General features: G+C 69.5%; 17 protein-coding genes. 9 read left to right on the top strand and 8 right to left on the bottom strand.

Annotation, left to right across the window (positions count from 1 at the left end; genetic code table 11):
- Positions 1 to 56 precede the first annotated feature (56 nt).
- Positions 57 to 689, top strand: coding sequence for a LysE family translocator (locus OHB24_RS36945; protein ID WP_327635565.1), 633 nt, complete (start codon positions 57 to 59; stop codon positions 687 to 689).
- 41 nt (positions 690 to 730) lie between these two features.
- Here the strand turns inward: OHB24_RS36945 and OHB24_RS36950 are convergent, their stop codons facing one another.
- The gene (locus OHB24_RS36950) at positions 731 to 1303 is read right to left on the bottom strand and encodes an NADPH-dependent F420 reductase (protein ID WP_327635566.1); all 573 of its coding nucleotides are present in this window, start codon (positions 1301 to 1303) and stop codon (positions 731 to 733) included.
- Positions 1304 to 1388: 85 nt separating this feature from the next.
- Here OHB24_RS36950 and OHB24_RS36955 point away from each other — a divergent pair, with 85 nt between their 5' ends.
- Complete coding sequence (locus OHB24_RS36955) at positions 1389 to 1871, top strand: MarR family winged helix-turn-helix transcriptional regulator (protein WP_327635567.1); 483 nt, start codon at positions 1389 to 1391, stop codon at positions 1869 to 1871.
- On the opposite strand, the gene OHB24_RS36960 is transcribed toward OHB24_RS36955, so the two are convergent.
- Complete coding sequence (locus tag OHB24_RS36960; protein WP_327635568.1) at positions 1849 to 2868, bottom strand: L-idonate 5-dehydrogenase; 1020 nt, start codon at positions 2866 to 2868, stop codon at positions 1849 to 1851. The two genes, OHB24_RS36955 and OHB24_RS36960, sit on opposite strands and share 23 nt — an antisense overlap.
- A 108-nt stretch (positions 2869 to 2976) precedes the next feature.
- On the opposite strand from OHB24_RS36960, the gene OHB24_RS36965 reads away from it, so the two are divergent.
- Genes OHB24_RS36965 through OHB24_RS36975 form a run of 3 tightly spaced genes read left to right on the top strand, consistent with a single transcriptional unit; the run spans position 2977 to position 7947 of the window.
- The gene (locus tag OHB24_RS36965; protein WP_327635569.1) at positions 2977 to 3507 is read left to right on the top strand and encodes a hypothetical protein; all 531 of its coding nucleotides are present in this window, start codon (positions 2977 to 2979) and stop codon (positions 3505 to 3507) included.
- A 23-nt stretch (positions 3508 to 3530) separates the two neighbouring features.
- On the top strand, positions 3531 to 6830 hold the full coding sequence (locus OHB24_RS36970) for a LodA/GoxA family CTQ-dependent oxidase (RefSeq protein WP_327635570.1): 3300 nt from the start codon (positions 3531 to 3533) through the stop codon (positions 6828 to 6830).
- Between the two features lies 1 nt (position 6831).
- Positions 6832 to 7947 carry an NAD(P)/FAD-dependent oxidoreductase gene (locus OHB24_RS36975; RefSeq protein ID WP_327635571.1) on the top strand — a complete coding sequence of 372 codons (1116 nt, stop codon included), beginning with the start codon at positions 6832 to 6834 and terminating at the stop codon, positions 7945 to 7947.
- Here OHB24_RS36975 and OHB24_RS36980 read toward each other — a convergent pair.
- The 3 genes from OHB24_RS36980 to OHB24_RS36990 are packed head-to-tail and all read right to left on the bottom strand — an operon-like array spanning position 7919 to position 12594.
- Positions 7919 to 8497 (bottom strand): dihydrofolate reductase family protein, encoded by a 579-nt coding sequence (locus OHB24_RS36980; protein WP_327635572.1) that lies wholly within the window; start codon positions 8495 to 8497, stop codon positions 7919 to 7921. The genes OHB24_RS36975 and OHB24_RS36980 overlap by 29 nt on opposite strands.
- Positions 8498 to 8549: 52 nt before the next feature.
- Positions 8550 to 9125: a DinB family protein gene (locus OHB24_RS36985; RefSeq protein ID WP_327635573.1), complete on the bottom strand. Its 576-nt coding sequence runs from the start codon at positions 9123 to 9125 to the stop codon at positions 8550 to 8552.
- A 37-nt stretch (positions 9126 to 9162) separates the two neighbouring features.
- Positions 9163 to 12594: an error-prone DNA polymerase gene (locus tag OHB24_RS36990; protein WP_327635574.1), complete on the bottom strand. Its 3432-nt coding sequence runs from the start codon at positions 12592 to 12594 to the stop codon at positions 9163 to 9165.
- Between the two features lie 217 nt (positions 12595 to 12811).
- On the opposite strand from OHB24_RS36990, the gene OHB24_RS36995 reads away from it, so the two are divergent.
- The 3 genes from OHB24_RS36995 to OHB24_RS37005 all read left to right on the top strand — a co-directional run bounded on the left by OHB24_RS36995 (position 12812) and on the right by OHB24_RS37005 (position 14213).
- Positions 12812 to 13579, top strand: a complete 768-nt coding sequence (locus OHB24_RS36995; protein ID WP_327635575.1) for a GNAT family N-acetyltransferase — start codon at positions 12812 to 12814, stop codon at positions 13577 to 13579.
- A 2-nt stretch (positions 13580 to 13581) separates the two neighbouring features.
- Entirely contained in the window at positions 13582 to 13806 is a 225-nt protein-coding gene (gene infA, locus OHB24_RS37000; protein WP_327635576.1) for a translation initiation factor IF-1, read from the top strand.
- 71 nt (positions 13807 to 13877) lie between these two features.
- Positions 13878 to 14213: a hypothetical protein gene (locus tag OHB24_RS37005; RefSeq protein ID WP_327635577.1), complete on the top strand. Its 336-nt coding sequence runs from the start codon at positions 13878 to 13880 to the stop codon at positions 14211 to 14213.
- On the opposite strand, the gene OHB24_RS37010 is transcribed toward OHB24_RS37005, so the two are convergent.
- Both OHB24_RS37010 and OHB24_RS37015 read right to left on the bottom strand, forming a co-directional pair.
- Positions 14210 to 16339 carry a transglycosylase domain-containing protein gene (locus OHB24_RS37010; RefSeq protein WP_327635578.1) on the bottom strand — a complete coding sequence of 710 codons (2130 nt, stop codon included), beginning with the start codon at positions 16337 to 16339 and terminating at the stop codon, positions 14210 to 14212. The genes OHB24_RS37005 and OHB24_RS37010 overlap by 4 nt on opposite strands.
- Positions 16340 to 16360: 21 nt before the next feature.
- Entirely contained in the window at positions 16361 to 21877 is a 5517-nt protein-coding gene (locus OHB24_RS37015; protein ID WP_327635579.1) for an ATP-binding protein, read from the bottom strand.
- Positions 21878 to 22050: 173 nt separating this feature from the next.
- Here OHB24_RS37015 and OHB24_RS37020 point away from each other — a divergent pair, with 173 nt between their 5' ends.
- Positions 22051 to 23430 (top strand): FAD-binding oxidoreductase, encoded by a 1380-nt coding sequence (locus tag OHB24_RS37020; RefSeq protein ID WP_327635580.1) that lies wholly within the window; start codon positions 22051 to 22053, stop codon positions 23428 to 23430.
- Here OHB24_RS37020 and OHB24_RS37025 read toward each other — a convergent pair.
- Positions 23373 to 24257, bottom strand: a complete 885-nt coding sequence (locus tag OHB24_RS37025; RefSeq protein WP_327635581.1) for an NAD-dependent epimerase/dehydratase family protein — start codon at positions 24255 to 24257, stop codon at positions 23373 to 23375. The genes OHB24_RS37020 and OHB24_RS37025 overlap by 58 nt on opposite strands.
- Positions 24258 to 24262: the final 5 nt, after the last annotated feature.

Here is a 24262-nt window from a genome sequence, read left to right on the forward strand (position 1 = left end):
TCTCAACGGTAAGCGCTTGCCACCATGTGGTCACCCCTGCGTGCGACGATCGGAGTATGCCGATCGACCAGCACCTTCTGCTCGCGTTTCTGCTGACCACGACGATCGCGATGATCACGCCCGGACCGGACATGCTGTTCGTCCTCGGCTGCGGGATGCGCAGTGGGCCGCGGGCCGGTCTGCTGGCGACGGCCGGGGTGGCGACGAGTGAGGCGGTGCACGTCGCGGTGGCCGCGGCCGGGTTGGCCGCGTTGTTCGCGGCGGTGCCGGTCGCGTTCACCGCGGTGCGGATCGTCGGCGCGGCGTACCTCGTCTATCTCGGCGTGCAGATGATCCGGCACCGCAACGACGCCGTCGACGACGGACCGGCCGGCGACGCGGCGATGTCCGGGCGGAAGGCGTACCTGACCGGGCTGACCACGAACCTGCTGAACCCGAAGATGGTCACGTTCACGATCGCGTTCCTGCCGCAGTTCGTGGTGCCGTCACGGGGCCAGGTGTGGCTGCAGTTCGTGGTACTCGGGGCGATCCTGATCGTGCTGGAGTTCCTGGTCGACGGGACGGTCGGCCTGCTGGCCGGGCGGATCGGGAACTGGCTGCGCACCCGCCGTACCGCCCGGCGCCGGATCGACACCGCCACCGGCGGCATCTTCATCGGACTCGGCGTCCGCCTCGCCCTGCTGCGCTAGACCAAGTTGAACTAGTCCAAGTTGAACTAGACCAAGTTGAACTAGACCAGGTTGAAGCCGCCGGTCCAGGAGGCCTTCTCGCCGACCGCGAGGGTGAGCTGGAGGAAGCCGGCGGCTTCGAGTTCGCGGGCGCGCTTGAGCGAACCGGCGTCGACCGCCTTCAAGCCGCCAGCTGAGACGATTCCGGCCAGCTGTGCCTTGGCGTCCGCGTCGTCACCCGCGATCAGAACGGTCGTCGGCGCCTCGCCGACCTTCCCGGTCGCGACAGTGGCGGCGAAGTTGGTGTTGAAGGCCTTCAGCACCTTGGAGTCCGGGAGCTGTGCGGCCAGCTCGGCGGCCGCGGAACCGTCCGCGGGCACCACCAGCGAGTCGAAGGTCTCGAAGTTCAGCGGGTTGCTGATGTCGACGACGATCTTGCCGGCCAACTGGTCGGCGCGGTCGGCGAGCACCTGGTCGTAGGCCGGGTACGGCGTCGCGAGGATCACGACCTCGCCGGTGACCGGCTTGTCCTTGTCGGTGGAGTTGAACAGCTCGACGGTGTTGCCGCCTGCTGCGGCGACGGCCGCGATCGCCTGTCCCATGTTCCCGCTGCCGATGATGCTGACGTGCGTCATGCTCTCGCTCCTTTTGGTTGTGCCTTCAACCATCACGATAGCGCCAAATAGTTGTAGCTACAACCATGTGTGGCAGAATGTTTTCGTGAGCACACGGTGGCTGGACGACGCGGAGATGACGGCCTGGGTGCGGCTGGCCGCCGTACTCGAGCTGCTGCCCGGTGTCCTCGACTCGCAGCTGCGACGGGACGCCGAGCTGACGCACTACGAGTACTACGTGATGGCGATGCTGTCCGAGGCGCCGAAGCGGACGCTGCGGATGACCGCGCTGGCGCAACGGACCAACGCGACGCTCCCCCGGCTGTCACACGTGGTGAAGCGCCTCGAGGACCGCGGCATCGTCGAGCGGTTGCCCTGCCCGGAGGACGCCCGCGCCACCAACGCGCGACTGACCGCGGCCGGCTGGAAGAAGATCCGCGCGACCGCGCCCGGTCATGTCGAGACGGTCCGGCAGCACGTGATCGACGTACTGACGCCCGAGCAGATCACCCAGCTCGCCGAGATCACCAGCGCGATCCTCGAATCGGTCGACCCCGAGGGCAACCTCAGCGCTGTGTATCGCCGCTGAGGTCGAGCAGGACCTTCGACGCGACGGTGCGGTCGGTCGCGAGGTCGAACGCGGCGCGCGCGTCGTCGAGCGGGAACGTGTGCGTGACGATCGGATCGACGTACAGCCCGCCGGCCAGCCAGGCGATCGCGGTGTCGAACTCGTGGTCGAACCGGAACGCACCGGTCAGCGTCAGCTCGCGGGTCATCAGCAGGCTTCCGGGGAACGCCGTGTCGCCGCCTGGCAACGATCCGACCTGTACGACGGTGCCGCCCCGGCGTACCCGCTCCAGACAGGTCCGCAACCCACCCGCCGTACCCGACGCCTCGATCGCGACGTCGATCGCGTCCGGCCAATCCGCCTCGCCGACGCGGATGGTGTGCGTCGCCCCTACTGCACGCGCCAGTGCGAGCGGCGCCTCTTGCAGATCGGTCGCAATCACCTCTCTCGCACCCGACTGCCGCAGCGCCGCCACGACGAGCAGGCCGATCGGTCCCGCGCCGGTGACGAGCACCCGCTTCCCGTCCACGGCCCCTTCGCCGGCCTGCCGTACGGCGTGGATCGCGACGGACAACGGCTCCGCGAGTACGGCGGTACGCAACGCCAGCTCGTCCGGTAGCACCCGCACCTGGTCGGCCCGAACGATCAGCTCCTGGACGAAGCCGCCCTGGATGTGCGGGTCCCGCGCCGCACTCCCCAGATAGTTGCTGTAGGCACAGATGTTCCGCTGGCCCTGGAGACATTCCGGGCAGGAACCGCACGGTGTCGCCGGGTGGATCCCGACCGGCGTACCGGCGGGCAGGTCGCCGCCGCTGATCCGCCCGACCACCTCGTGCCCGAGCACCAGCGGTTGCCGGATCCGGAAGTCGCCCACGCCACCGTCGTGGTAGTAGTGCAGGTCCGACCCGCAGATCCCGCCGTACGCGATCCGCACCGCGACCTGCCCGGCGCCCGGCGCGACGTCCGGACGCTCCTCGACCCGCAGGTCCCCCGCGCCATGTGCCACACACGCGTACACGCACCCACCACCTCTGCTCTCGACGTCCACCGACAATAACCACGTCTCAACAACCATGTATCGCAGCGGCATGTTCAGCCCTCCGTCCGTGTAGGGGGAGGAACTGTCATGAGCAACACACTCGGGCCACAGCGGAAGCGGACCAGGACCGTACGACGGTCTACGCGGCGCGTGATCGTCGCTATCAACATCACCGAAGCCGTCGTCGCTCTGCCGTGTCTCGTCGCGGCGTACGGCCTCGCGGAGCGGCTCGTCGCGGCCCAGGAGACCGCCGGCCCGCACCAGGTCGCGAGCCAGTCCGTCGCGCACCTCGCGATCACGCTGAACATGAGTCTGCTGATCGTCGGCGCAGCCGCCGGGGCGGTCGGCAGCGTGATCCAGCAGAGTATGGCGTTCGCTCGCAACGCCGCGCCGGATCATCCGGTCGCCTGGTACGTCATGCGGCCGCTGTGGTCCGCCCTGCTCGGTTCGGTCTCGGTGATCGCCGTCAACACCGGTCTGCTCAGCATCGGCGACGACAGCACGTCCAGCGCCGCGGTCGCCGTACTCGTGCTGACCGGCTGCCTGGCCGGCCTGTTCACCGACCAGGTCCTGCGCCGCCTCCGCAACATGCTCGACAGGCGTTCACGAACCAGCTAACGCATTTACTCAGGGGGAGAAGAATGGCCACGACGTACAAGATCCATCCGGCGATCGGCATCGCCCGGGTCGGCAACAGTCCGGACGAGTTCTTCGTCGGACCGGAGCACCTCGGCGAACGCCCGGAGCCGCCGGGCGGGTTCAAGGACGCACAATGCCGCGTCAAACGGCAGGCGGCGCGCTTCCGGATCTTCGCGCACCACGACGACGGCAGCGTCGAGGAGCTCGACGACGCCTCCGCCGAGATCTCGTGGACCGTTCACCTGGTGAACGCCAAGGCCGCGCACCCGAACCGCGGCAACAACGAGCCGATCGGTCAGCTCACGATCGACCCGGGTGCGCGGACCCTGACCGGACCCGATCAGCGGGAGCTGTTCGACACCGGCACGATCGACTTCTCCGGCGAACCGTCGGTGACCGTGCCGCTCGGCGAGATCCGCAGCGACGACGACAACCACCTGCTCGTCCTCGGCGGGCACGGCGCCGCCGCGTCACCGGCCGGCAACGTGATCGGCAACTTCTGGGGCAACGCCGGCTGGTACGACGACGTATCGGACGGACCGGTGACCGCGACGATCACCCTGCGCTCGAACAACTCGACGCCACCGGTCGAGGGTGCCTGGGCGATCGTCGCGCCGCCGAAGTTCGCGCCGCACCAGGACAGTGTGACCACGCTGTACGACCGGGTCCTGCAGTACATGATCGACCTCGGACTCGTGCCGGCGCCGACCACGACGTCGTACACGAACGACGTGTATCCGATCCTGCAGCGCGCCCGCGACATGCGATGGGTGGAAGGGATCTTCGGCGCGCACAGCTGGCCGGATCCGGTGACGTCGCAGCCGCTCGTCGACGCGATCTTCGCGCGGCTGCGGCCGCCCGGCAACATGCCGCGACTCAACGGCAGCGACTCCGCGCTGACACCGACCCAGCACGCGCACATGCAACGCTGGCAGGCCGGCAACTACACCGCGGACTGGACCGGCGTACCGCAACCGCAGACCGACCTGACCCCGGACGGCATGGATCGCGCGGCCCTCGAGGCCTGCGTCGGCGGCGCGTTCTTCCCCGGTATCGAGGCCGGCGGGCTGGCCGCGCTGGACCGGCCGATCATCGAGACGGCGTACGCCGCGGCGTTCCGGATCACGTCCACCGCCGGCACGATCAGCCAGGCGATGGCGTTGCCGTGGCACGCCGACTTCAAGGCGTGCGGTGACAACTGGTGGCCGGTTCCGCGGCCGAACGACGTCATCGCGCAGGACACCGGCAGCCAGGTCCGCTGGGATCGTGACGTCACGAGCATGGACGACATGGTGACGCTGTGGCACACGCTCGGGTTCGTCGTCGAGCAAGGGGCCGAGCACGTCGAGGTCGAGCACTGCGACGAGTCGTCGATCACGCTGCTCACGCCGGAGTTGCGTTTCATCGACGTACCGCAGGGGCCGATGGGCATGGTGCGCGAGGCCGCGCTGGCGATCAGCTTCGAGGTGCTTTCGCCGGGATCGGCCGTGACGCTCGACTACGCGCCAGGTGGTGCGCCGGCGCATCCCCAGTTGGTTGCCGCCACTACCTCGGTCACTGTCGGCCCGACCGCGCCCAACGGCGTGGCGACCGCTCGGCTGTGGGTCGTGTACCGGACCGGAGCGGCGCCGTCGTCCATTCCGCCGCAAGTACTCACGGTCCGCGAGGCCGCGTCCGGCCAAACCTGGGACGTGGAGGTCACCGGCAACACAGTCGCGCGTACGACGGCGGCCACGGCGCTGGTGCTGGACCGCTCGGGCAGCATGAGCGAGGACCGCGGCGACGGCCAGAGCAAACACGTCGCGCTGCAGCAGGCCGCGAACATCTTCGTCGACCTGATGCTCGAAGGCGACGGTGTCGGGATCGTCCGCTACAACGAGGATGCGCAACCGTTGCAGTCCGTCCTCGAGCTCGGCGCGGGCGGGCTGTCCGATGTGAACCGCAACGCGACCCACGACACGATCAACGGCACCGGCCTCGATCCGCAGGGCGCGACCTCCATCGGCGACGGCATCTTCGAGGGCCGCGCGCTGCTCGACGCGGCACCGCCGTACGACGTGAAATCGCTGGTCGTCCTCACCGACGGCATCGAGAACAGTCCACGCGCGATCTCCGACGTCGCCGCGCAGATCAACGAGCGCACGTACGCCGTCGGGCTCGGGCAGCCGCAGAACATCAGCGTGCCCGCGTTGCAGACGATCTCCGGCAACAACGGCGGGTACCTGCTGGTGACGGGCGCGATCACCACCGACAACAGGTTCCTGTTGCAGAAGTACTTCCTGCAGGTACTGGCGGGGATCAGCAACGCCGAGGTGGTGCTCGACCCGGACGGTGAGCTGAGTGTCGGTGCGGTGCACCGCATCCCGTTCCAGCTCTCGGACGGGGACTCGGGCGTGGACGTCGTACTGCTGACGCCGCGTCCGGAGGCCGTCGACTTCCGCCTCCAGACGCCCAACGGTCTGCTGATCGAACCGTGGCGGGCGCAGGCGGAGCCGGCGATGCGGTACGTGACCGGCGACGGCGTCGCCTACTACCGGATCACGCTGCCCGTCCAGCTCCGGCCGGGCCGTTTCGACCAGGCCGGGACCTGGCACGCGTTATTGACGATCGGGCGACCGCACACCGGGAGGACCCCTGATGACTCCGATGGCGTCGACCTGTCGATCCTCCGCGGCCGGGCCAACCGGCCGGTGCGATCGGCCGCATCAGCACAGCCCGCGCGGCGGCCGTTCGAGTTCGAGCGGGCCTTCGCGGTCGCGAACGAGCCGATCGAGGGTGAGCAGCCGGGGCGGCGTGGTCTTCCGTACAGCCTGGTGGTGCACTCCTACTCGAACGTGTCGCTGCGCGCCGCGGCCGACCAGCGATCCTTCGAGCCGGGCGCCGAGGTGACGATCAACGCGACGCTCACGCAGTCCGGCGTACCGGTCGACGGCGATCCGTCCGTCTGGGCCGACGTCACGCGCCCGGACGGATCGTCGGCAACGCTTGTCCTGGATCAGGTCGGGGCGGGTGAGTTCGCCGCAAGCTTCGGTACGACGCTGCCTGGTGTCTACCGGATCCGCGTGCGCGCCCGCGGCCGTACTCGCGTGGGTCGGCCGTTCACCCGGGAACGCACGCTCACCGCGGCCGTGTGGCGTGGCGGCGACAACCCACCGGCTCCTCCTGGCGGTGATTCCTTCTGCGAGTGGTTGTCGTGCCTGTTCAAGGGCGACGTCATCGACGAGAAGCTGATCGAGCGGCTGCGGCGGCTCGGGTTCGACCTCGACGCACTCCGCAAGTGCCTGCGCGGTTGCGGCTGCTGACATGGTTGCGGCGTACGACGTTGTTGTCGCCGGCGGGGGTCCCGCCGGCGCAGCGACCGCCTTGCGACTGGCTGGTTCCGGGTACTCCGTCGCGTTGCTGGAGCGCAGCCGCTTCGACCGTCCTCGCGTCGGCGAAACCCTTGCCCCGAGCATCCAGCCGTTGCTGCGGGATCTCGGGGCCTGGAAGCGATTCGTTGCCTTAGGCCCCTTGCCGTCGTGGGGCACCCGGAGCATCTGGAGCAGCACGGAACCGGCTGCGCACTCGCATCTCGAGAGCGGTTTCGACAGCGGCTGGCATGTTGATCGCCGGTTGTTCGACCGGATGCTCTTCGACTCGGCAGCCGAGGCCGGTGCATCGGTGTCGCTCGGCACGTCCCTCGTCGACTCCCGGTACGACGGTAGGTGGCAACTCACCTACTCCGACGGCCGTCGCGTCACGGGCCGGGTCCTGATCGATGCGACCGGCCGCTCGGCCACCATCGGGCGGTCGCTCGGCGCCCGTCGTATCGCCTTCGACCGCCTGGTCGGAATCACCGCTCAATGGAGCGACGTGGACGTCACTGCCGAGCAGTACCTGCTGATCGAGTCGGTCCCCGACGGCTGGTGGTACACCGCACCGCTCCCCGGGAACGTGATGGTCGGCATGCTCATGACCGACGCCGACATCTGCCGCCACCACAACCTCACCGCCCCGCAGCCCTGGCGCACCCACCTGGCATCCACCACCGCAACCGCCCTCCGCATCGACGGCGCACGCTTGCCGACCACTCCGCGGGTGTACTCCGCTGCCAGCCATCGACTGGTCCGGCACGGCGACGCCCGCCCCTGGCTCGCAGTCGGCGACGCCGCTCTCGCGGTCGACCCCATCTCAGGCAGCGGCGTACCCCGAGCCCTCCGCACCGCCGAAGCCGCCGCAACCACAGCCGCCCACCTACTGACCCACCCCGCCGACCCCACTCCCCTCACCACCTACGAGTCCACCCGAAACACCGAGTGCACCACTTATCTGTCCACCCGAGCCGACTACTACGACGTAGCCCTCCCCCACCCAACCCCCTTCTGGACCCGCCGAAACTCCAGCGCGACGCTCAACCGTGCAGCGTCGGGCGGTAGATGAGCTCCTGCGTGTTGCCGTCGAGCGTGCGGGCCTCCAGCAACTCGAGATCGAAGTCACCCGCGCCCCCGAAGACCGGATCCGCGCCGGTCTGCCCGTTGATCACCGGGAACACCGTCACCTGAACGCGATCAACCAAGCCGGCTGCCATCAACGCACGGTTCAACGACAGACTGCCGTGCGACCGCAACGGCACGTCGGACTCTTCCTTCAGCCGGGCAACGATCTCGACGACATCCCCGCTGACTACCGTCGCATCCGGCCAGTCGAGCGGCTCCTGCAACGTGCTCGACACCACTGTCGCCGGCATCTCCCGCATCCGGGTCACCCACGCATCCCGAGCCTCGTCTCCTTCGGCACTTGCCGCCAGCATCTCCGCATGCGCCCGATACGTGGTGGCCCCGAACACCATCCGCGACTCATCGCGGTACATAGCCAGCCGCCGCTCGAGGAACTCCGGCCCCTGCTTCCCCCAATACCCACCCCAGTCACCGGTGTGCGCCCCGAATCCATCAAGGGTGGAAAAGACGTCGAACGTATAGGTAGCAGTCATCACGCTCTCCTCAGGTACGTCGGCCACTCTCGTCAGCAGCCGCTCACCCTTGCTACGAGCTCACCACGCCGGATCCGACACCGATGCGCAGGTAGAGGTCGCGGAGTAGGCAGATCTCTGCGCCGTGGTGGATCAGTTCGATGTTTTCGTACAGCATCTTCTTGGCCATTGGTGCGTGTGCGAACGCGGGCGGCTCCCCCTGCGGCTCCGCGAGTCCCGCCGTACCCATCGTGCGTACGCCGTCGATCCAGATCCCGTACTCCGTATCGAGCTGCCGCAACGCCTCCGCAGCAGTCCCCGCGTAGCGGTACGTCTCCTCGCCGACCGCCGTACGCCCGAACTGCTTCCCGTTCGTCGACGCCAGCCCACCGATCAGGTGCGCCAGCCGCCAGGCGATCGTCGTCACCGGCTCCAGCTCGTACGGCGGCTCGGCGTAGTCCATCGTGAACTCGCCCGCCCCGAAGGAGATCGGCGCCGAACTGTGCCCTCGCCGGCTCACCGTCCAGCAGTCAGCCACCGGCTCCCAGAAATACTCGTCGTCGGTCAGCCCTTCCAGCCGGGGCCTGAGTCGCTCCTGCCAATGCGCATCGATCTGATCAACTACCTCGGCACCCCAGTCGACATCCATCCCCAGACCGTAGCCGCCAGGAAGGGCTGCGGATCGGTCAGCGGAAGTCGCGGGATTTGGTGCGGGCGGCCAGCGGGAGGCGTTGGAGGTGGTCGGCGGAGAGGTTGGTGACCTCGCCGGCGCGTTCTACCCGGCCGCGGATGATCATGGCGGCGGCGTTGCGGGCCACGGCGGCGTGGCGGTGCCAGCAGCCGACGGTGATGACGATGTTCGCCATGCCGGTCTCGTCCTCGAGGTTCATGAACGTAACGCCGGAGGCGGTGGCGGGACGTTGGCGGTGAGTGACCACGCCGGCGACCCGGACCCGGGCGCCGTTCGGGGCCTGGCGAAGCTCGGCGGCGGACAGGATGCCGTCGGCGCGGAGCCGGTCGCGGACCCGTTGCATCGGATGGCTGTCGGTGGTGATCGAGGTGGACCACAGGTCGGCCATGTCGGCCTCGATGTCGCTCATCCCGGGCAGCGTCGGCGGCGGACCGGCCGCGGTGATCCCGGCCAGCTGCCCCGGACGCTCCTCGGCGGCCCGGCCGGCCTCCCACAACGCCTGCCGCCGATCGAGCCCGAAGCAGTCGAACGCCCCCGCGGTCGCCAGCGCCTCGACCTGTGCCGCGGTGATCCCGGTACGCCGGACCAGGTCGGCCATCTCGGTGAACGGCCCGCCCCGCTCCCGCTCCTCGACGATCAGCTTCGCGCCCTTCTCCCCGACCGTGCGTACTTCGGACAGCCCGAGCCGGACCGCGAACACGCCGTCCCGGCGATGCACCGTGGTGTCGAACGGCGCCTTCGGATCGAACGGGCCCACCACCGGCTGCGGGTCCGCCAAACACTCGTCCAACCCGGTCGGCCCGGTCCGCTCCTGCCCGTCGACCAGCAACTCGAGCCCCGCGTCGACCCCCGAGAGGTGCAGGTGCGGACGCCGTACCTCGACACCGTGTCGGCGGGCGTCGGCGACCAGGGACTGCGGTGAGTAGAACCCCATCGGCTGCGCCCGGAGCAGTGCGGCCAGGAACGCGGCCGGGTAGTGCAGCCGCAGCCAGGTGCTGGAGTAGACGAGCAGCGCGAAGCTGATCGAGTGCGACTCGGCGAACCCGAAGTTCGCGAACGCCTCGATCTTGGCGTAGATCTCGTCGGCCAACTCCCCGGTGATCCCGTTGCCCGCCATCCCGGCGTACAGCTTGGCCTTCAGGGAGGAGATCTTCTCGATGCCGCGTTTGGAGCCCATCGCACGGCGCAGCAGGTCGGCCTCGTCGCCGTCGATCTCGCCGACCGCCATCGCCATCTGCATCAGCTGCTCCTGGAACAGCGGCACGCCCATGGTCCGCTCCAGCACCGGCTCCAGCTTCGGGTGCAGGTAGGTGATCGGCTCCTCCCCGGTCCGGCGGCGGATGTACGGATGCACGGCGCCGCCCTGGATCGGGCCGGGCCGGATCAGCGCGATCTCGGTGACCAGGTCGTAGAACCGCCGCGGTTTCAGCCGCGGCAGGGTCGCCATCTGCGCACGGGACTCCACCTGGAACACGCCCACCGAATCCGCCCGGCAGAGCTGGTCGTAGACCCCGGCCTCCTCCCGCGGGATCGTGTGCAGCTCCCACGACTCCCCGAGCTGCTCGCGGACCATGTCCAGGCAGTACTGCAGCGCGGCCAGCATGCCGAGCCCGAGCAGGTCGAACTTCACCAGCCCCATCCACGCGCAGTCGTCCTTGTCCCACTGCAGGACCGTGCGGTTCTCCATCCGGGCGTGCTCGATCGGCACCACCTCGCCGACCGGACGCTCGGTCAGCACCATCCCGCCGGAGTGGATCCCCAGGTGCCGCGGGAACTTCAGCAGCTCGCCGGCCATCCCCACCACCTGCGGCGGGATGTCGTGCTCGGTCGAGGTGATCTCCGGGCTCCAGCCGTCCACCTGTTTCGACCACGCGTCCTGCTGACCGACGGAGTACCCGAGTGCCTTGGCCATGTCCCGGACGGCGGACTTCGGGCGGTAGGAGATCACGTTCGCCACCTGGGCCGCGTTGTGCCGGCCGTACTTGGTGTAGACGTGCTGGATCACCTCCTCGCGGCGTCCGGAGTCGAAGTCGACGTCGATGTCCGGCTCCTCGGCGCGGGTGGTGGCCAGGAACCGCTCGAACGGCAGGTTGTAGAGGATGCTGTCCACCGCGGTGATCCCGAGCGCGTAGCAGACCGCGGAGTTCGCCGCCGATCCCCTGCCCTGGCAGAGGATCCCGTTGTCGTGGGCGAACCGGACGATGTCCTCCACGATCAGGAAGTACCCCGGGAACTCCTTCTCCTCGATGACGTCGAGCTCCCGCTCCAGCCGCTCGTACGCGTCCGGGCGCTGCGCGCGTGTCCCGTACCGCCGGGCGGCGCCGGCGAAGGTCAGCTCCCGCAGCCACGACATCGGGTCGTGCCCGTCGGGCACGTCGCGCAGCGGCAGCTTCGGCTTCGCCCGGGCGAGGTCGAACGCGAGCTGGTCCGCCAGCGTCACCGAGCGCGCCACCGCCCCGTCGTACCGCTGGAAGCGGGCGGTCATCTCCGCGCCGGAACGCACGAACGCCATCCCGCTCGACGGCAGCCAGCCGTCCATCGCGTCCAGGTCGCGCCGCGCCCGTACGGCGGCCAGCGCGGCCGCCAGCTTGTGCTGGGCCGGGGTGGCGTAATGAACGTTGTTCGTGGCAACTACCGGGAGGCCGCGATCGGCGGCCAGGCCGGCCAGGACCCGGTTCCGCGTGGTGTCGGCGGGGAGGTGGTGGTCGATCAGCTCGACGACCACCCGGTCCTTGCCGAACAGCGCGGTCAGCCGGTCCAGCTCGCGACCGGCCGCCGCCGGACCGTCGGCACGCCCGCCGAGCTCCAGCGCCTGCCGGACCAGTCCCTTACGGCACCCGGTCAGAATCACCCAGGCGTCACGCCCCTTGTCAGCCAGCCGTTCCAGCGAGTAGACCGGCTTCCCCTTCTCTCCGCCTTTCAACTGCGCCTCGGTGATCTCACCGGCCAGCTTGTGGTACCCCTCCTGCCCCTCGGCCAGCACCAGCAGGTGACTGCCTTCAGGATCGGCGACCCCGTTCTGCGGGCCGGTCAGCCCCAGGGACAGCTCCGCCCCGAACACGGTCGGCAGCGAGTACGCCGCCGCGGCCTCGGCGAACCGGGCCGCGCCGTAGAACCCGTCGTGATCGGTCAGCGCCAGCGCGTGCAGCCCCTGCCGGACGGCGGCCTCGACCAGGTCCTCAGGCTGCGAGGCGCCGTCCAGGAAGGAGAAGTTCGAGTGGACGTGGAGCTCGGCGTACGGCACCGAGTGCTCGGGCCTGGCGGCGAGAGCCTTCGAAGGCACATACGGCCCGCGATGCTGCGACCACGCCGGGCTGTCACCGCCGTCGCCCGTCACCGGCCGGCCGCCGTGACTGCCCGGGCGCGAGCGATCCGAGAGCTTGCGCTCCAGCTCGGACCACTTGATCGGCGGGTTGTTGTACCCCATGAACCCATACTAGAACAGGTGTTCGACAGATCTAAATCGGTTGACCGCCACCACGCCCAGGCTGCTACCGTTCCGTGGTCCGTGACAACACGCCTGGAGGTGATGCCCCGATGAACGCAGTAGCGCAGTGGGTGCTCCCCTCCCCGTGGTCACGGGCGGGCGATTGACGTAGGTGTCGTCGGGAGCGCCTCGAGAAGCCTCCCGAAAGGAAACACCTATGGACACTTTGCCTTTCACGATCTCTCGCGTCGCCGACAATCAGTGGCACGCGATCGAGAACGACCTGGTCGTCGGCCGTAGTCACGCGACGCGGCGGCTCGACGGCCGGACCTTCCTCAGCATCGACACCTGGCGCGACGCCGTCTTCCAGCGGCTCGCCGCCGCCATGGCCGCTGACCAGCCGCAACACCAGCCGCAGTACACAGTGGTCGACGAGACCGACCACAACCTTCTGACCAATTGGGTACTCGCGGGGTTCACGACATCCCGTCGCGAAGCGGAGTTCGTCGTACCCACCGGCCCCAGCCGGGCGACCGCACCGTCCGGGATCACCGTCACGACCGCCGACGAGGATCCGCTGCGTGAACTGGACCAGGCGATTCGCGACGAGGTCGAGTCCACCGTCGGCTGGCACACGATGCCCGCGGAGGTGCTGCCCTGGCAAGGCGGCACAAGGCCGCTCGACCCGTCGAAGTACACGGTCGCAGTGCGCGACAACAGGTACGTCGGGATGGTCCGGGTAGCCACGATGACCCGGCGCCCGCGGATCGGGTTGGTCGCCGTACTCGCAGCCGAGCAGCGGCACGGCATCGGCCGGGCGTTGCTCGATCACGTACTGGACGGTCTGCACAGCTGGGGATTCGAAGCCGCCACGGCGGAGGTCGACGAGACGAACACGGCCGCGCTGGCACTGTTCGAGGGACTCGGCGCACGTCATACCGGCAGAAGTCTGGAACTGGTCCGCCGGCCGGGGCAGGCGGTCTGACGATGTCCAGAGCAGCAGGCGGCATCGAGGTCGAGGGCACTGTCGTCGAGTGCCTCCGCAACGCGAACTTCCGGGTCGAACTCACCAACGGGCACAAGGTCCTCGCCCACGTCAGCGGAAAGATCCGGAAGAACTACATCAAGATCCTCCCCGAGGACCGCGTCCTCGTGGAACTCAGCCCCTACGACCTGACCAGGGGCCGGATCGTCTTCCGCTACCGGAACTGAGCTCTATCCCACACACCTCCCGTCGGGATCAAGACTAGAACATATGTTCGACGAAGCGGTAATCTGAAAACATGCTTGGTCGGTTCACGGTTCGGCCGTCCGACGACGGATCCAACAGGTTCGGCGTCTGGGACGGTGCGGTCAACGGGTGGCGTGCAACAGGGATCGACGACGAGGGGCAGGCGCGCGAACTGGCCGCCGATCTCGACGTGCAGTACGACGCCCATGGTCCTCGCGCCGCGGACGCCGTACGGCACGTCGATCCTGCCCAGCCGGTGCAGCGGGCGACCTGGTCGACCGGCCAGCTGGACGTCTGGATCCGCGACAAGGGCGTCTGGCTGGGGCGGTTCCGCGACGAGGACGGGCAGATCACCTGGGTCCCGGGAACAGACCTCCGACCCCTTTAGCGCGGCTTCGGCTTCGGCTTGGGGGTGGGTTTCGGCTTCTTCTCGGGTTCGGCCGGCTTCGGGTTCGGGTCGCCGATCAGCTTCTTCGGCGGCGCGACGAAGCGCTCGACCGGCAGGCCGCGGAGGGCGCCCTGCATCGCGGTCTGCCACAGCGGGCCGGCGGTGCCGGAGCCGGTCGGGTCGGCGATGTCCCTGCCGTTCAGCGTGTGCCGGTACATCAGGTTGGTGTACGGCAGGTTCGCGTCCGCGACCACCGCGGCCGCGGCCAGGTTCGGCGTGTAACCGGCGTACCAGACGGCCAGGTTCTGCTGGATCGTTCCGGTCTTGCCGGCCATGTCGCGGGTGCCGAAGCGCAGCCGGCCGCCGGTCCCGCCCGGCATCATCACCGCGCTCAGCACCCGGTTCACACCGTCCGCGACGGCCCGCGGAAGGACCTGCTTGCAGTTGAATCCGGGACCGGGGACCGGACGCCCCGCCTTGTCCCGCACCGACGTGACGACCAGCGTCTCGCAGTACTTCCCGCGCGCCGCGAACGTCGCGTAGGCGTTCGAGAGCATCAGCGGCGTCACGTACCCGACGCCGAGCGTCATCGAGATCACCTGGTCGAGCGGCTGCAGCGTCTGCGCGTTGTACATCCCGAGCTTGGCCGCGATCGTCGCGATCGAGCACAGCCCGGTCCGCTGCGACAGCTGCAGGAAGTAGGTGTTCGTCGAGTACCGCGCGGCCTCGACCATCGTCAGGTTGCCGCCGCGCGTCGAGTTCGACGGCTGGTACGTCGGGTCGCGCGTCCAGCCCTTGCAGGTCCGGAACTTCTTGGTGCGCAGGTCGATCTGCTCCGGCGAGTTGATCCGGGTGTCCATCGGGATGCCCTTGGACAGCGCCGCCGCGATCGTGAACGCCTTCATCGTCGAGCCGTTCTGGAACCCGCCGTACCCGCCGGCGTACGACTTCTCGACGTTGTAGTTGTAGTTCGTGTGGAAGCTCCCGTTGCCGTACGGGCGGCTCTGCACCATCGCCTTCACCAGGCCGGTGCCGGGCTCGACGATGCTGATCGCGGCGATCGCGGAGTCGCTGCGCTTGGTGTGCTCGTCGATCGACGCCTGCGCCGCGGCCTGGATCTTCGGGTCGATCGAGGTCCGGATCAGCAGCCCGCCGGTCTTCAGGTAGTGGTCGCGGTCCTTGACGGTCGTGCCCAGCGCCGGGTTGGCGAGCAGCTTGGAGACCACGTAGTCGCAGTAGAACGGGTACCGCGAGTTGGCGCACCCGTTCGGCACCGGCTCGACCTTCGTCAGGTCGACCGGCGTCCGGAGCGCCTGGTTCGCCTGACCGACCGTGATCACGCCGAGCTCGAGCATCCGCTTGATCACCACGTCCCGGCGGGCCTTGGAGCGGCTCAGGTTGTTGGTGGGGTCGTAGCCCGACGGGTTCTTCACCAGTCCGGCCAGCAGCGCGGCCTGCGGGAGCGTGAGCTTGTCGGCCGTGGTCCGGAAGTAGTGCTGGGCCGCGGTCTGGATGCCGTACGTGCCGTCGCCGAAGTTCGCCAGGTTCAGGTACCGCCCGAGGATCTCGTCCTTGGACAGCTGGCTCTCGATCGCGATCGCGTACCGCAGCTCGGCGATCTTGCGTTCGTACGAGACCTCAGTGGCCTGCTGCCGCTCGGCCGCGGTACGCGCCTTCTCGACCAGGCTCATCTTCACGTACTGCTGGGTGATGCTCGACCCACCCTGCTGGACCTCGCCCTCGGTCTGGTTGCGCACCATCGCGCGCAGCGTGCCCTTCAGGTCGAGCGCGCCGTGGTCGTAGAACCGGGAGTCCTCGATCGCCACGATCGCCTTGCGCATGATCGGGCTGACCGCGGTCAGCGGGACCGGCACCCGGTTCTGCTCGTACAGCGTCGCGAGCAGTGTGCCGTCCGCGGCCAGGATGCGGCTGCGAACGGCCACCGGATCGATCTCGAGTTCCCGCGGCAAGCTCTGAACGGAGTCCGCGACCTCAGCTGCGCCACGCCCGGCGAAGCCGGCGAACGGGACCGCGAGCCCCGCCGCCAGCGCACCGGAAAGCGCGCTCACGCCGATGAACGTGATCAACGACCGAGCCCAACTGCGACCGCCCCTGTCGGTACGCACTCCTCAAGGGTAAGGGAGGGATCACACTCCCGGTACCCCGGAATTGATTGCCTCGATCAACTTCGGCCGCAATTCCCTTGCACTGATGACCGCATCGACGGACCCGACCTCGCGGGCTCGCTCGATACTGTGCACCCGGTCGAACTCGGTCGCGACCTCGCCCAGTTTCTCAGCCCGTACGACGGTTCGCACGTCCGAGAGCTCCGTGGCCAGGGCCGCCCGCTCCGCGCCGGCGACCTCGCCGACCCGCTCGGCCAGCGACGCCACTCGCGGATCCGCGGCGGTCCGCGCGTCCACCTCGGCCGCGAAAACCACAGCGGCGGCCGGCGCGCCGCCGAGTACCGAGGCGAAGGATCCCTCCACCGCGAGCACCGTCATCGACGGGTTCAGCGACTTCGAGAACACCACGAACGCGCCGCCGTGGTACCGCGAGACGACGCAGAACACGATCGGCCCGCGGAAGTTCACGATCGCCCGCCCGATCTCGGCGCCGTACTCGAGCTGCAGGTTCCGCATCGAGTCCGGTGACCCGTCGAACCCGGACAGGTTCGCCAGCACCACCAGCGGCCGGTTCCCGCTGGCCGCGTTGATCGCCCGCGCCACCTTCTTCGACGACCGCGGGAACAGCGTTCCGGCGGTGTACGTGTCCGGGCCGTCGGTGGGCGGGAAGCCGCGCCGCGGCACCGAGCGGGACTCGATCCCGACCAGACACACCGGGAACCCGCCGAGCCGCGCGTCCTGCACGACCGCGGTCTCGGCGTCGGCCATGCCGGCCCAGCGCTCCAGCACAGGGTGGTCCTGGTCGGTGACGGCCCGCATCAGCGTGCGGATGTCGAACGCCTTCTTCCGATCCGGGTTCGTCGCCGCCGAGAAGATCTCGCCGATCGTCTTGAAGTCGCTCCCCGCGACGTCGTGCGGGTACGGCGTGACATCGCGATCCACCGGGTCGGACGTCTGCGCCCGCCGCGGCCCCTGCTCCCCCGGTGCGACGTACGTGTGGTCGTAGTACGTCATCAGCACGTCCCGGGCGCCCTTCAGGTCCGGAGCCCAGTACTGCGCCTGCCCGTTCGGGCCCATCACCCGGTCGTAACCGCCGATGCCGAAGTTGTCCTCGGCCGAGACGCTGCCGGAGAAGTCCAGCGTCTGCTTGCCGGTCAGCACCATCGCGCTGTCCGGCGTCATCACCAGGATGCCCTTGGTGTGCATCAGCATCGTCGCCTCGGCGTTCCAGTACGGCTGCGCGCCGACGTTGATGCCCGCGACCACGACGTTGATCTCGCCGCCGGCCTGGGTGAACTCGACGATCCGCTTCAGCGCCTTCGCGACCCAGTCCATGTTCTCGGTGCCGGAGTCCATCGAGATCCGGGCGCCCGCGGACAGCGAGTACCACTCGACCGGTACCTGCATCTGCTCGGCGAGGTCGAGGGCCGCGATGATCCGCGCGCACTCCGCCTCGGCCACCGCGCCGAGGGCCTTGGTCGGGTCGCCGCTCATCGCGACCCGGGTGACGCCGTCGGGGTACCGCGTGGTCGGCGTGGTGACGATCCCGACGATGATGCCGGCCTTGTTCAGGCCCTTCGCCCGGTCCACCGGGACCAGGCGGCCGCTGTCGTCCAGGTCGTGCTCGACGAACGAGCCGCCCTGGCCGGCGACCATGCCGCTGACCTCGTACGGGTAGATCGTGTTCCGCCGCCGGGACCGCTGCACCTTCTGCGCGTAGTCGTCGAGCGGCAGCAACCGCCCGGTCGGCGGCTGTTCGATCGACGTGACGACGCCGGCGCCGTGCTGGTAGTAGAACCGGGCCGCGACCGGGTTGATCGAGCCGTCCGGCGCGACCACGTCGCCCTGCACCAGGACCTCCTCGATCCCGGCGCCCGCGGTCATCGGGGCGATGTTGCGCTGCAGCGCGGTCACCTCGTCGACCTGGACGTCGACCACCGGCCAGATCTGCACCCAGACGTGGTTCATGTCCAGCTTGGCGCCGGCCGCGCCGCGCGCGGTCCGGGCCCGGCGGATCGCCTCCAGGCAGTTCGAGATCGCGCGCTCCGCGTGCGGCAGGGACGTGACCTGACCGTCCTCGTCACGGACCACGACGAACTGGCGCACCTGCGCCAGCGCGACGAGCCGCCGGTCGGCCTCGTTGTCGCGGGCGACGCAGTAGTAGAGGAGCACGTCCTCCGGCGCGTCGACGCGGGTGATGCGGAAGTCGCGCAGCCGCCAGAGGTTCAGGCGGCGGCCGACCATCGGGTGCACGCCGCGGACGTTGTCGTCCTCGGCCATGGATCCGCCGGCCGGGCGGTAGGTGAAGTACGAGACCGGTCGGCCCTGTCCCGGGGCGACCGCGACCGAGATCCGGCGTACCCGCTGGGCGATCGGCAGGTCGCCGACCATCCGGCGGTACAGGTCCGAGGCGTCCTGCTGCGACTCGGGCAGGTCCGGGCCGTACAGATAGAGCTCGACGACGGCCTCGTGTCCCGCCGTACGGGCGTCGATCCGATCGGTCAGCGCGCGCGACAGGCCGCTGTCCCGATCGGCCAGCTCGGCGACCGTGCCGACCGTCGTGACGAGGTGGCTCGGGCGGTCGTCGATCGAGTAGTCGGCGGTCGCGACCGGCCGCCCGTCGACGGCGAACTCACGCAGGTCGTGCAGCTCGTACTCGCGGTAATGCCGCCGGACGAGCACCTCCAGCATCGGCTCGCGCTCGCCCCAGCCGCCCTCCAGCCGCTGGGCAAGGAACCGGACGATCGGCTCCGGGATCGCGGCCAGCGCGTCGATGCGCCGCTGCCGCTCGGGCGAGTCCGGGTGCGTCGCCAGGTCGGCGACCTCGTCCCCCACGCCCGCGATGATCGACGCCCGCTCGGCGTCGACCTGCGGCTGGTCGAACCACCGGAACCGCACGCTGCGGGCCAGGTCACCGACGACCGGGAACCGCAGCTGCGTGGCGAGCACCAGCCGGTCCAGCAGTTCGTGCACGCACTCGTCCAGCGGCGCCTCCGGCAGCGGCTCGGCGATCCACCGCTGCAGCACGGACGTCACCAGCAGTACGTCGGGATTCGAGCGCAGCTGCGCCAGGAAGATCCGGAAGACCGCCTCCTCCAGCTCAGAGCTCCGCTCCAGCCCGGTCACACCGTAGTGACTCAGCACGCGGGTCAACCGGGCCTGGAACTCGGCCGGCAGGGCGCCGCGGTCCGGATCCAGGCTCTGCAGGTACGTGTAGAAGTACTCGCGCGGGCTGTGCACCCGGTTCTCGATGGTGGTGTCCGTCCCGGCAGGCCGGTTGCGGCTCAGCTCGGCGAAGTCCGCGAACACCGTCAGCAGCTCGATCTCCGGACCGACCGGCGGGCCCGAGCGCTGATGCGCGAGCTCGGACCGTGCGCCGAGGTAGTCGGCCAGCATGCCGCCCTCGTCCTGCGGGTCGATGTCGAATCCGAGCAGCATGCTGCGCAGATCGTCCAGCCCGCGCTCCAGCCGTTCGGCCGCGGACTTCTCCCCGGTCCCGTTCGGCAGATCGAGCTGTACGCCGTTCTGCACCGGAGCGGACTCTTCCTCGGCCGCGTCGTCCGCAACCGGCTCCAGCCGGAGCAGCGGTGCACCCGTCTCGACCTGGCTGCCGGTCGAGACCAGCAATTCCTTCACGGTCGCCTTGAACGGCGCGTACAGCACCGTCTCCATCTTCATGCTCTCGAGCACCAGCACCGGAGCGCCGGCCTCGATCTCGGCACCGGTCTGCACCGGCGTCGCCACTACGAGCGCCGGCGCGGGCGAACGCAGTACGCCGCCCTCGTCGCGACTCACGCGGTGGGTGACGCCGTCGACCTCGACCAGGTGCACCGGGCCGTGGGTCGCGGTCACCAGGCGGAACCGCTGCCCGCCGACGACCAGCCGACTCCTGTACTCGTCCAGCCGCTCCAGCTCGGCGTCGACGACCTTGAGGTGGTCGTTGCCGTTGCCGACGCCGACCCGGAACCGCTCCGGACCGATCCGCGCCACCGTCACCCGGTAGCTCGCGCCGCGCAGCTTCAGGTCGATCGCGCGACCGACCTCGTGCTGGACCTGCGGGCGGCCGCCGTGCGCGGTCTCGTACAGCCGGCTGCGCTCGACCTGCTCGGCGTCCTCGTACCCCTCGATCGCGGCCGCGACCAGGGCGATGCCGGAATGCCGGTGCGAAATCAGGCGGCCCTCGCCGCGGACGCGGTCGATCCAGCCGGTGTCGGCGCTGCCGTCGATCACCTCGGGCTGGTCGAGCAGCTCCAGGATGAAGCTCTTGTTGGTCGCGCCGCCCTCGATCAGGACGGTCGTGGCCTGCATCGCGCGCCGCAGCCGCGCGAGCGCCTCCTCGCGGGTCCGTCCGTACCCGATGATCTTCGCGATCATCGAGTCGAAGTCCGCCGGGATGCTGTCCCCCGCGCTCACCCCGGTGTCGACCCGGATGCCGGGTCCGGCGGGCAGGTCGAGGACGATGATCCGCCCGGGCGACGGCGCGAAGTCGCGGTCCGGGTCCTCTGCGTTCAGCCGGGCCTCGACCGCGTGGCCGCTCTCGATCGGCCGCACGCCCTCCAGCCGGCCGCCGGACGCGACGTGCAACTGCGCCTTCACCAGGTCGAACCCGGTGGTCAGCTCGGTGATCGGGTGCTCGACCTGCAGCCGGGTGTTCACTTCGAGGAACGCGAACGACTTCTCCCCCGGGTGGTACAGGAACTCGACCGTCGCCGCGCCCCGGTACCCGACCGCGATCGCCAGCCGCTCGGCCGACGCCTTCAGGTCGTCGACCTGGGACGCGGACAGCAGCGGGGACGCGGACTCCTCGATCACCTTCTGGTTGCGGCGCTGCACCGAGCAGTCCCGGACGCCGAGCGCCCACGCCGTACCTTCGCCGTCCGCGATCACCTGGACCTCGACGTGCCGCGCGCCGGTGACGAGGCGTTCCAGGAACACCACGCCGCTGCCGAACGCGCGGGCCGCCTCGTCACTGGTCCGCGCGTACGCCTCGGAGAGCTCGTCGGCGGAGCGGACCACCCGGATCCCGCGGCCACCGCCGCCGGCCGTTGCCTTGAGCATCAACGGGTACCCGATCCGCTCGGCCGCCGCGAGCGCCGCGTCCAGCGACTCGACCGCTCCGCGGCTCCACGGCGCGACCGGTACGCCGACCTCCTCGGCGATCAGCTTCGAGCCGATCTTGTCGCCGAGCTGGCGCATCGCCTCGGCCGACGGGCCGATGAAGGTCACGCCGATCCGGTTGCACAGCTCCGCGAACGCCGGGTCCTCGGCGACGAACCCCCAGCCGACCCAGGCGGCGTCCGCCCCGGTCTCGCGGAGCGCCCGCTCGAGGACCTGCAGATCCAGGTACGGCCGGGCCGACGCCGGGCCGAGCGGGTACGTGATGTCCGCCGCCCGCACGAAGGTCGCCGTCCGCTCGCCGTCGGTGAACAAGGCCACGGTTTCGATCGGGTCACCGCCTTCGGCGTTGACTTCTCGGACCGCGTTGATCAGCCGCATCGCGGCTTCACCCCGGTTCACTATTGCGATACGCTTGAACATCGACCGCCTCCGTGTCTCACCCTGCCTTGTGCAGCTGGGATCGCCAGTTGCTGGCACAGGTTTTCAGCCCAGGGCCGTTACCGTCGAGTCGGCCCCCTCATCAGGCGTGTTTCCACCCTGACCCCGGGGTGTGGAAACCTCCAGGGCAGGGCTTCTGGGAGGGGATGAAGAACGTGGCGAACACGTTGATCGATCGGCTGCGGGGCGAGGTCGCCGGACCGGTGCTGACACCGGGTGACGAGGGGTACGACAAGGAACTGTCCGGGTTCAACCTGGCGGTGACGCACACTCCGGACGTCGTGGTCGGGCTGACGTCCGAGGACGATGCCGTCGCGGTGGTCCGCGCCGCGGCCGAGACCGGTACGCCGGTCCGCGTGCTGGCGACCGGCCACGGCATTCCGAACCCGATGCACGGCGGCATCGTGGTGACCACCAAGCGGATGACCGGCGTGAGCGTGGACGCCGAGGAACAGGTCGCGCACATCGCCGCGGGCACCCGGTGGGCGGAGGTGATCGCGGCGGCCGCGCCGTACGGATTGGCGCCGATCACCGGCGCATCCGACGCGGTCGGCTGCATCGGATACACGCTCGGCGGCGGCCTCGGGCCACTCGCCCGGACGTACGGCTTCTCGTCCGACTGGGCCCGCTCGTTCCGGGTCGTGACGGCGGCCGGCGAAGTGGTGACCGCGAGCGAGACCGAGCACCCGGACCTGTTCTGGGCGTTGCGCGGCGGCAAGGGCGGGTTCGGCATCGTCACCGCGATGGACTTCGGACTGGTCGAGCTACGCACCCTGTACGGCGGTTCGGTGTTCTTCGACGCGGAGCACATCGCGCCCGCGCTGACCACCTGGGCCGAGTGGACGAACGCCTTGCCGGAGAGCGCGAACTCGTCGGTGGTGATCCTGCGACTGCCGCCGCTCGAGTTCATCCCCGAGCCGCTGCGCGGCAAGACGGTGCTGAGCGTCCGCTTCGCGTACGTCGGTGACGCGGCCGACGGCAAGAAGCTCTTCCAGCCGATCCGCAACGCCGGCCCGACGCTGATCGACGCCGTCGGCGAGATGCCGGCGAGCGACATCGCGCTGATCCACAACGACCCGAGGGACCCGACCCCGGCGTGGGACCGTGGGCTGATGCTGGACGAACTGGACGCCGAGTTCATCGCCGCGTTCCTGGAGGTGGCCGGCCCCGAGCAGCAGATCCCGTTGATCGCGGTCGAGCTCCGGCACCTCGGCGGCGCGACCGAGCGCGACGTACCCGAGGGCAGCGCGGTCGGCGGCCGCAGCGGGGCGTGCACGCTGACACTGATCGGCGTACCGGATCCGAGCTTGTTCGAGAAGGTGCTTCCGGCGACGGTCGACGGGATTCTCGGACGGCTCGAGCCGTGGGTGTGCGAGGAGACCACAGTGAACTTCTCCGGCGGTTTCGCACTGCCGGGGTCGTACGAGAGGTCGTGGCCGGCGGACGTGTTCGCGCAGCTGGCCGACGTACGGTCGACCTACGACCCGGAGGCGCTGTTCCCGTTCGGGCCCCGCCAGGAGAACTCCGGCTCGTAACCGAGCAGGCGGCGCGCCTTCTCGATCGACAGCAAGGTCTCGTTCGGGCCGAACGAGCGCTTCACGGGTACGCCGGGGAACACCTCGGCGAGAAGCTCCTCGTTCGGCCGGGACATCACCGTGTCCGCGTTCGCGACGATGAAGACGTCCGTCCCGGTCACGTCGTACTCGAGCGCCTTGCGGACGGCCTGTGCGCCGTCGCGGGCGTCGATGTAGCCCCAGAGGTTCCACTTGCGGGCGTGGGCGTCCGCGTCGAACGCCGGGAACCGTGCGTAGTCCTCGGGGTACATCACGTTGGAGAAGCGCAGCCCGATCAGCTTCAGGTCCGGATGCCACCGGCAGAGCTGCCGGGCGAGCTCCTCCTCGAGCGTCTTGACCAGCGAATACGTGCTGTTCGGCCGCGGCGGGTAGTCCTCGTCCACCGGCACGTACGGCGGGAACTCGTCGAACGGCAGACCCAGCACGGTCTCGCTCGACGCCCACACGATGTTCCGGACGCCGGCCCGCAGCGCCGCCGACAACACGTTGTACGTGACGGTCATGTTGTTGTGGAACGTCGCCGCGTTCGGCCGCAGGCCCGGCGCCGGGACCGCGGCGAGATGCACGACCGCGTCGACGCCGTCGTGCCGGTCGTCGATCCCGGCGATCGCCTCGTAGGTCTGGCCGAAATCGGTCAGGTCCACCCGTGTCGACGTCACGTCGGCGCGTGCCGGCGCAGCCTGGTCGAGGGCGACCACCTCCCAGCCCTGGTCCGCCAGATGATCGACAACGGCCCTGCCGAGCTTCCCGCTGCTCCCGGTCACCGCAACCCGCCTCGCTTCGCTCACTCCGA

Origin of the sequence: Kribbella sp. NBC_00482 (assembly GCF_036013725.1) — a bacterium.
Classification (GTDB): Bacteria; Actinomycetota; Actinomycetes; order Propionibacteriales; family Kribbellaceae; genus Kribbella.

Coding starts and splice junctions, on each gene's coding strand:
- OHB24_RS36945 (WP_327635565.1), top strand. CDS start 57: ATGCCGATCGACCAGCACCTTCTGCTCGCGTTTCTGCTGACCACGACG.
- OHB24_RS36950 (WP_327635566.1), bottom strand. CDS start 1,303: ATGACGCACGTCAGCATCATCGGCAGCGGGAACATGGGACAGGCGATC.
- OHB24_RS36965 (WP_327635569.1), top strand. CDS start 2,977: ATGAGCAACACACTCGGGCCACAGCGGAAGCGGACCAGGACCGTACGA.
- OHB24_RS36970 (WP_327635570.1), top strand. CDS start 3,531: ATGGCCACGACGTACAAGATCCATCCGGCGATCGGCATCGCCCGGGTC.
- OHB24_RS36975 (WP_327635571.1), top strand. CDS start 6,832: ATGGTTGCGGCGTACGACGTTGTTGTCGCCGGCGGGGGTCCCGCCGGC.
- OHB24_RS36980 (WP_327635572.1), bottom strand. CDS start 8,497: ATGACTGCTACCTATACGTTCGACGTCTTTTCCACCCTTGATGGATTC.
- OHB24_RS36985 (WP_327635573.1), bottom strand. CDS start 9,125: ATGGATGTCGACTGGGGTGCCGAGGTAGTTGATCAGATCGATGCGCAT.
- OHB24_RS36990 (WP_327635574.1), bottom strand. CDS start 12,594: ATGGGGTACAACAACCCGCCGATCAAGTGGTCCGAGCTGGAGCGCAAG.
- OHB24_RS36995 (WP_327635575.1), top strand. CDS start 12,812: ATGGACACTTTGCCTTTCACGATCTCTCGCGTCGCCGACAATCAGTGG.
- infA (WP_327635576.1), top strand. CDS start 13,582: ATGTCCAGAGCAGCAGGCGGCATCGAGGTCGAGGGCACTGTCGTCGAG.
- OHB24_RS37005 (WP_327635577.1), top strand. CDS start 13,878: ATGCTTGGTCGGTTCACGGTTCGGCCGTCCGACGACGGATCCAACAGG.
- OHB24_RS37015 (WP_327635579.1), bottom strand. CDS start 21,877: ATGTTCAAGCGTATCGCAATAGTGAACCGGGGTGAAGCCGCGATGCGG.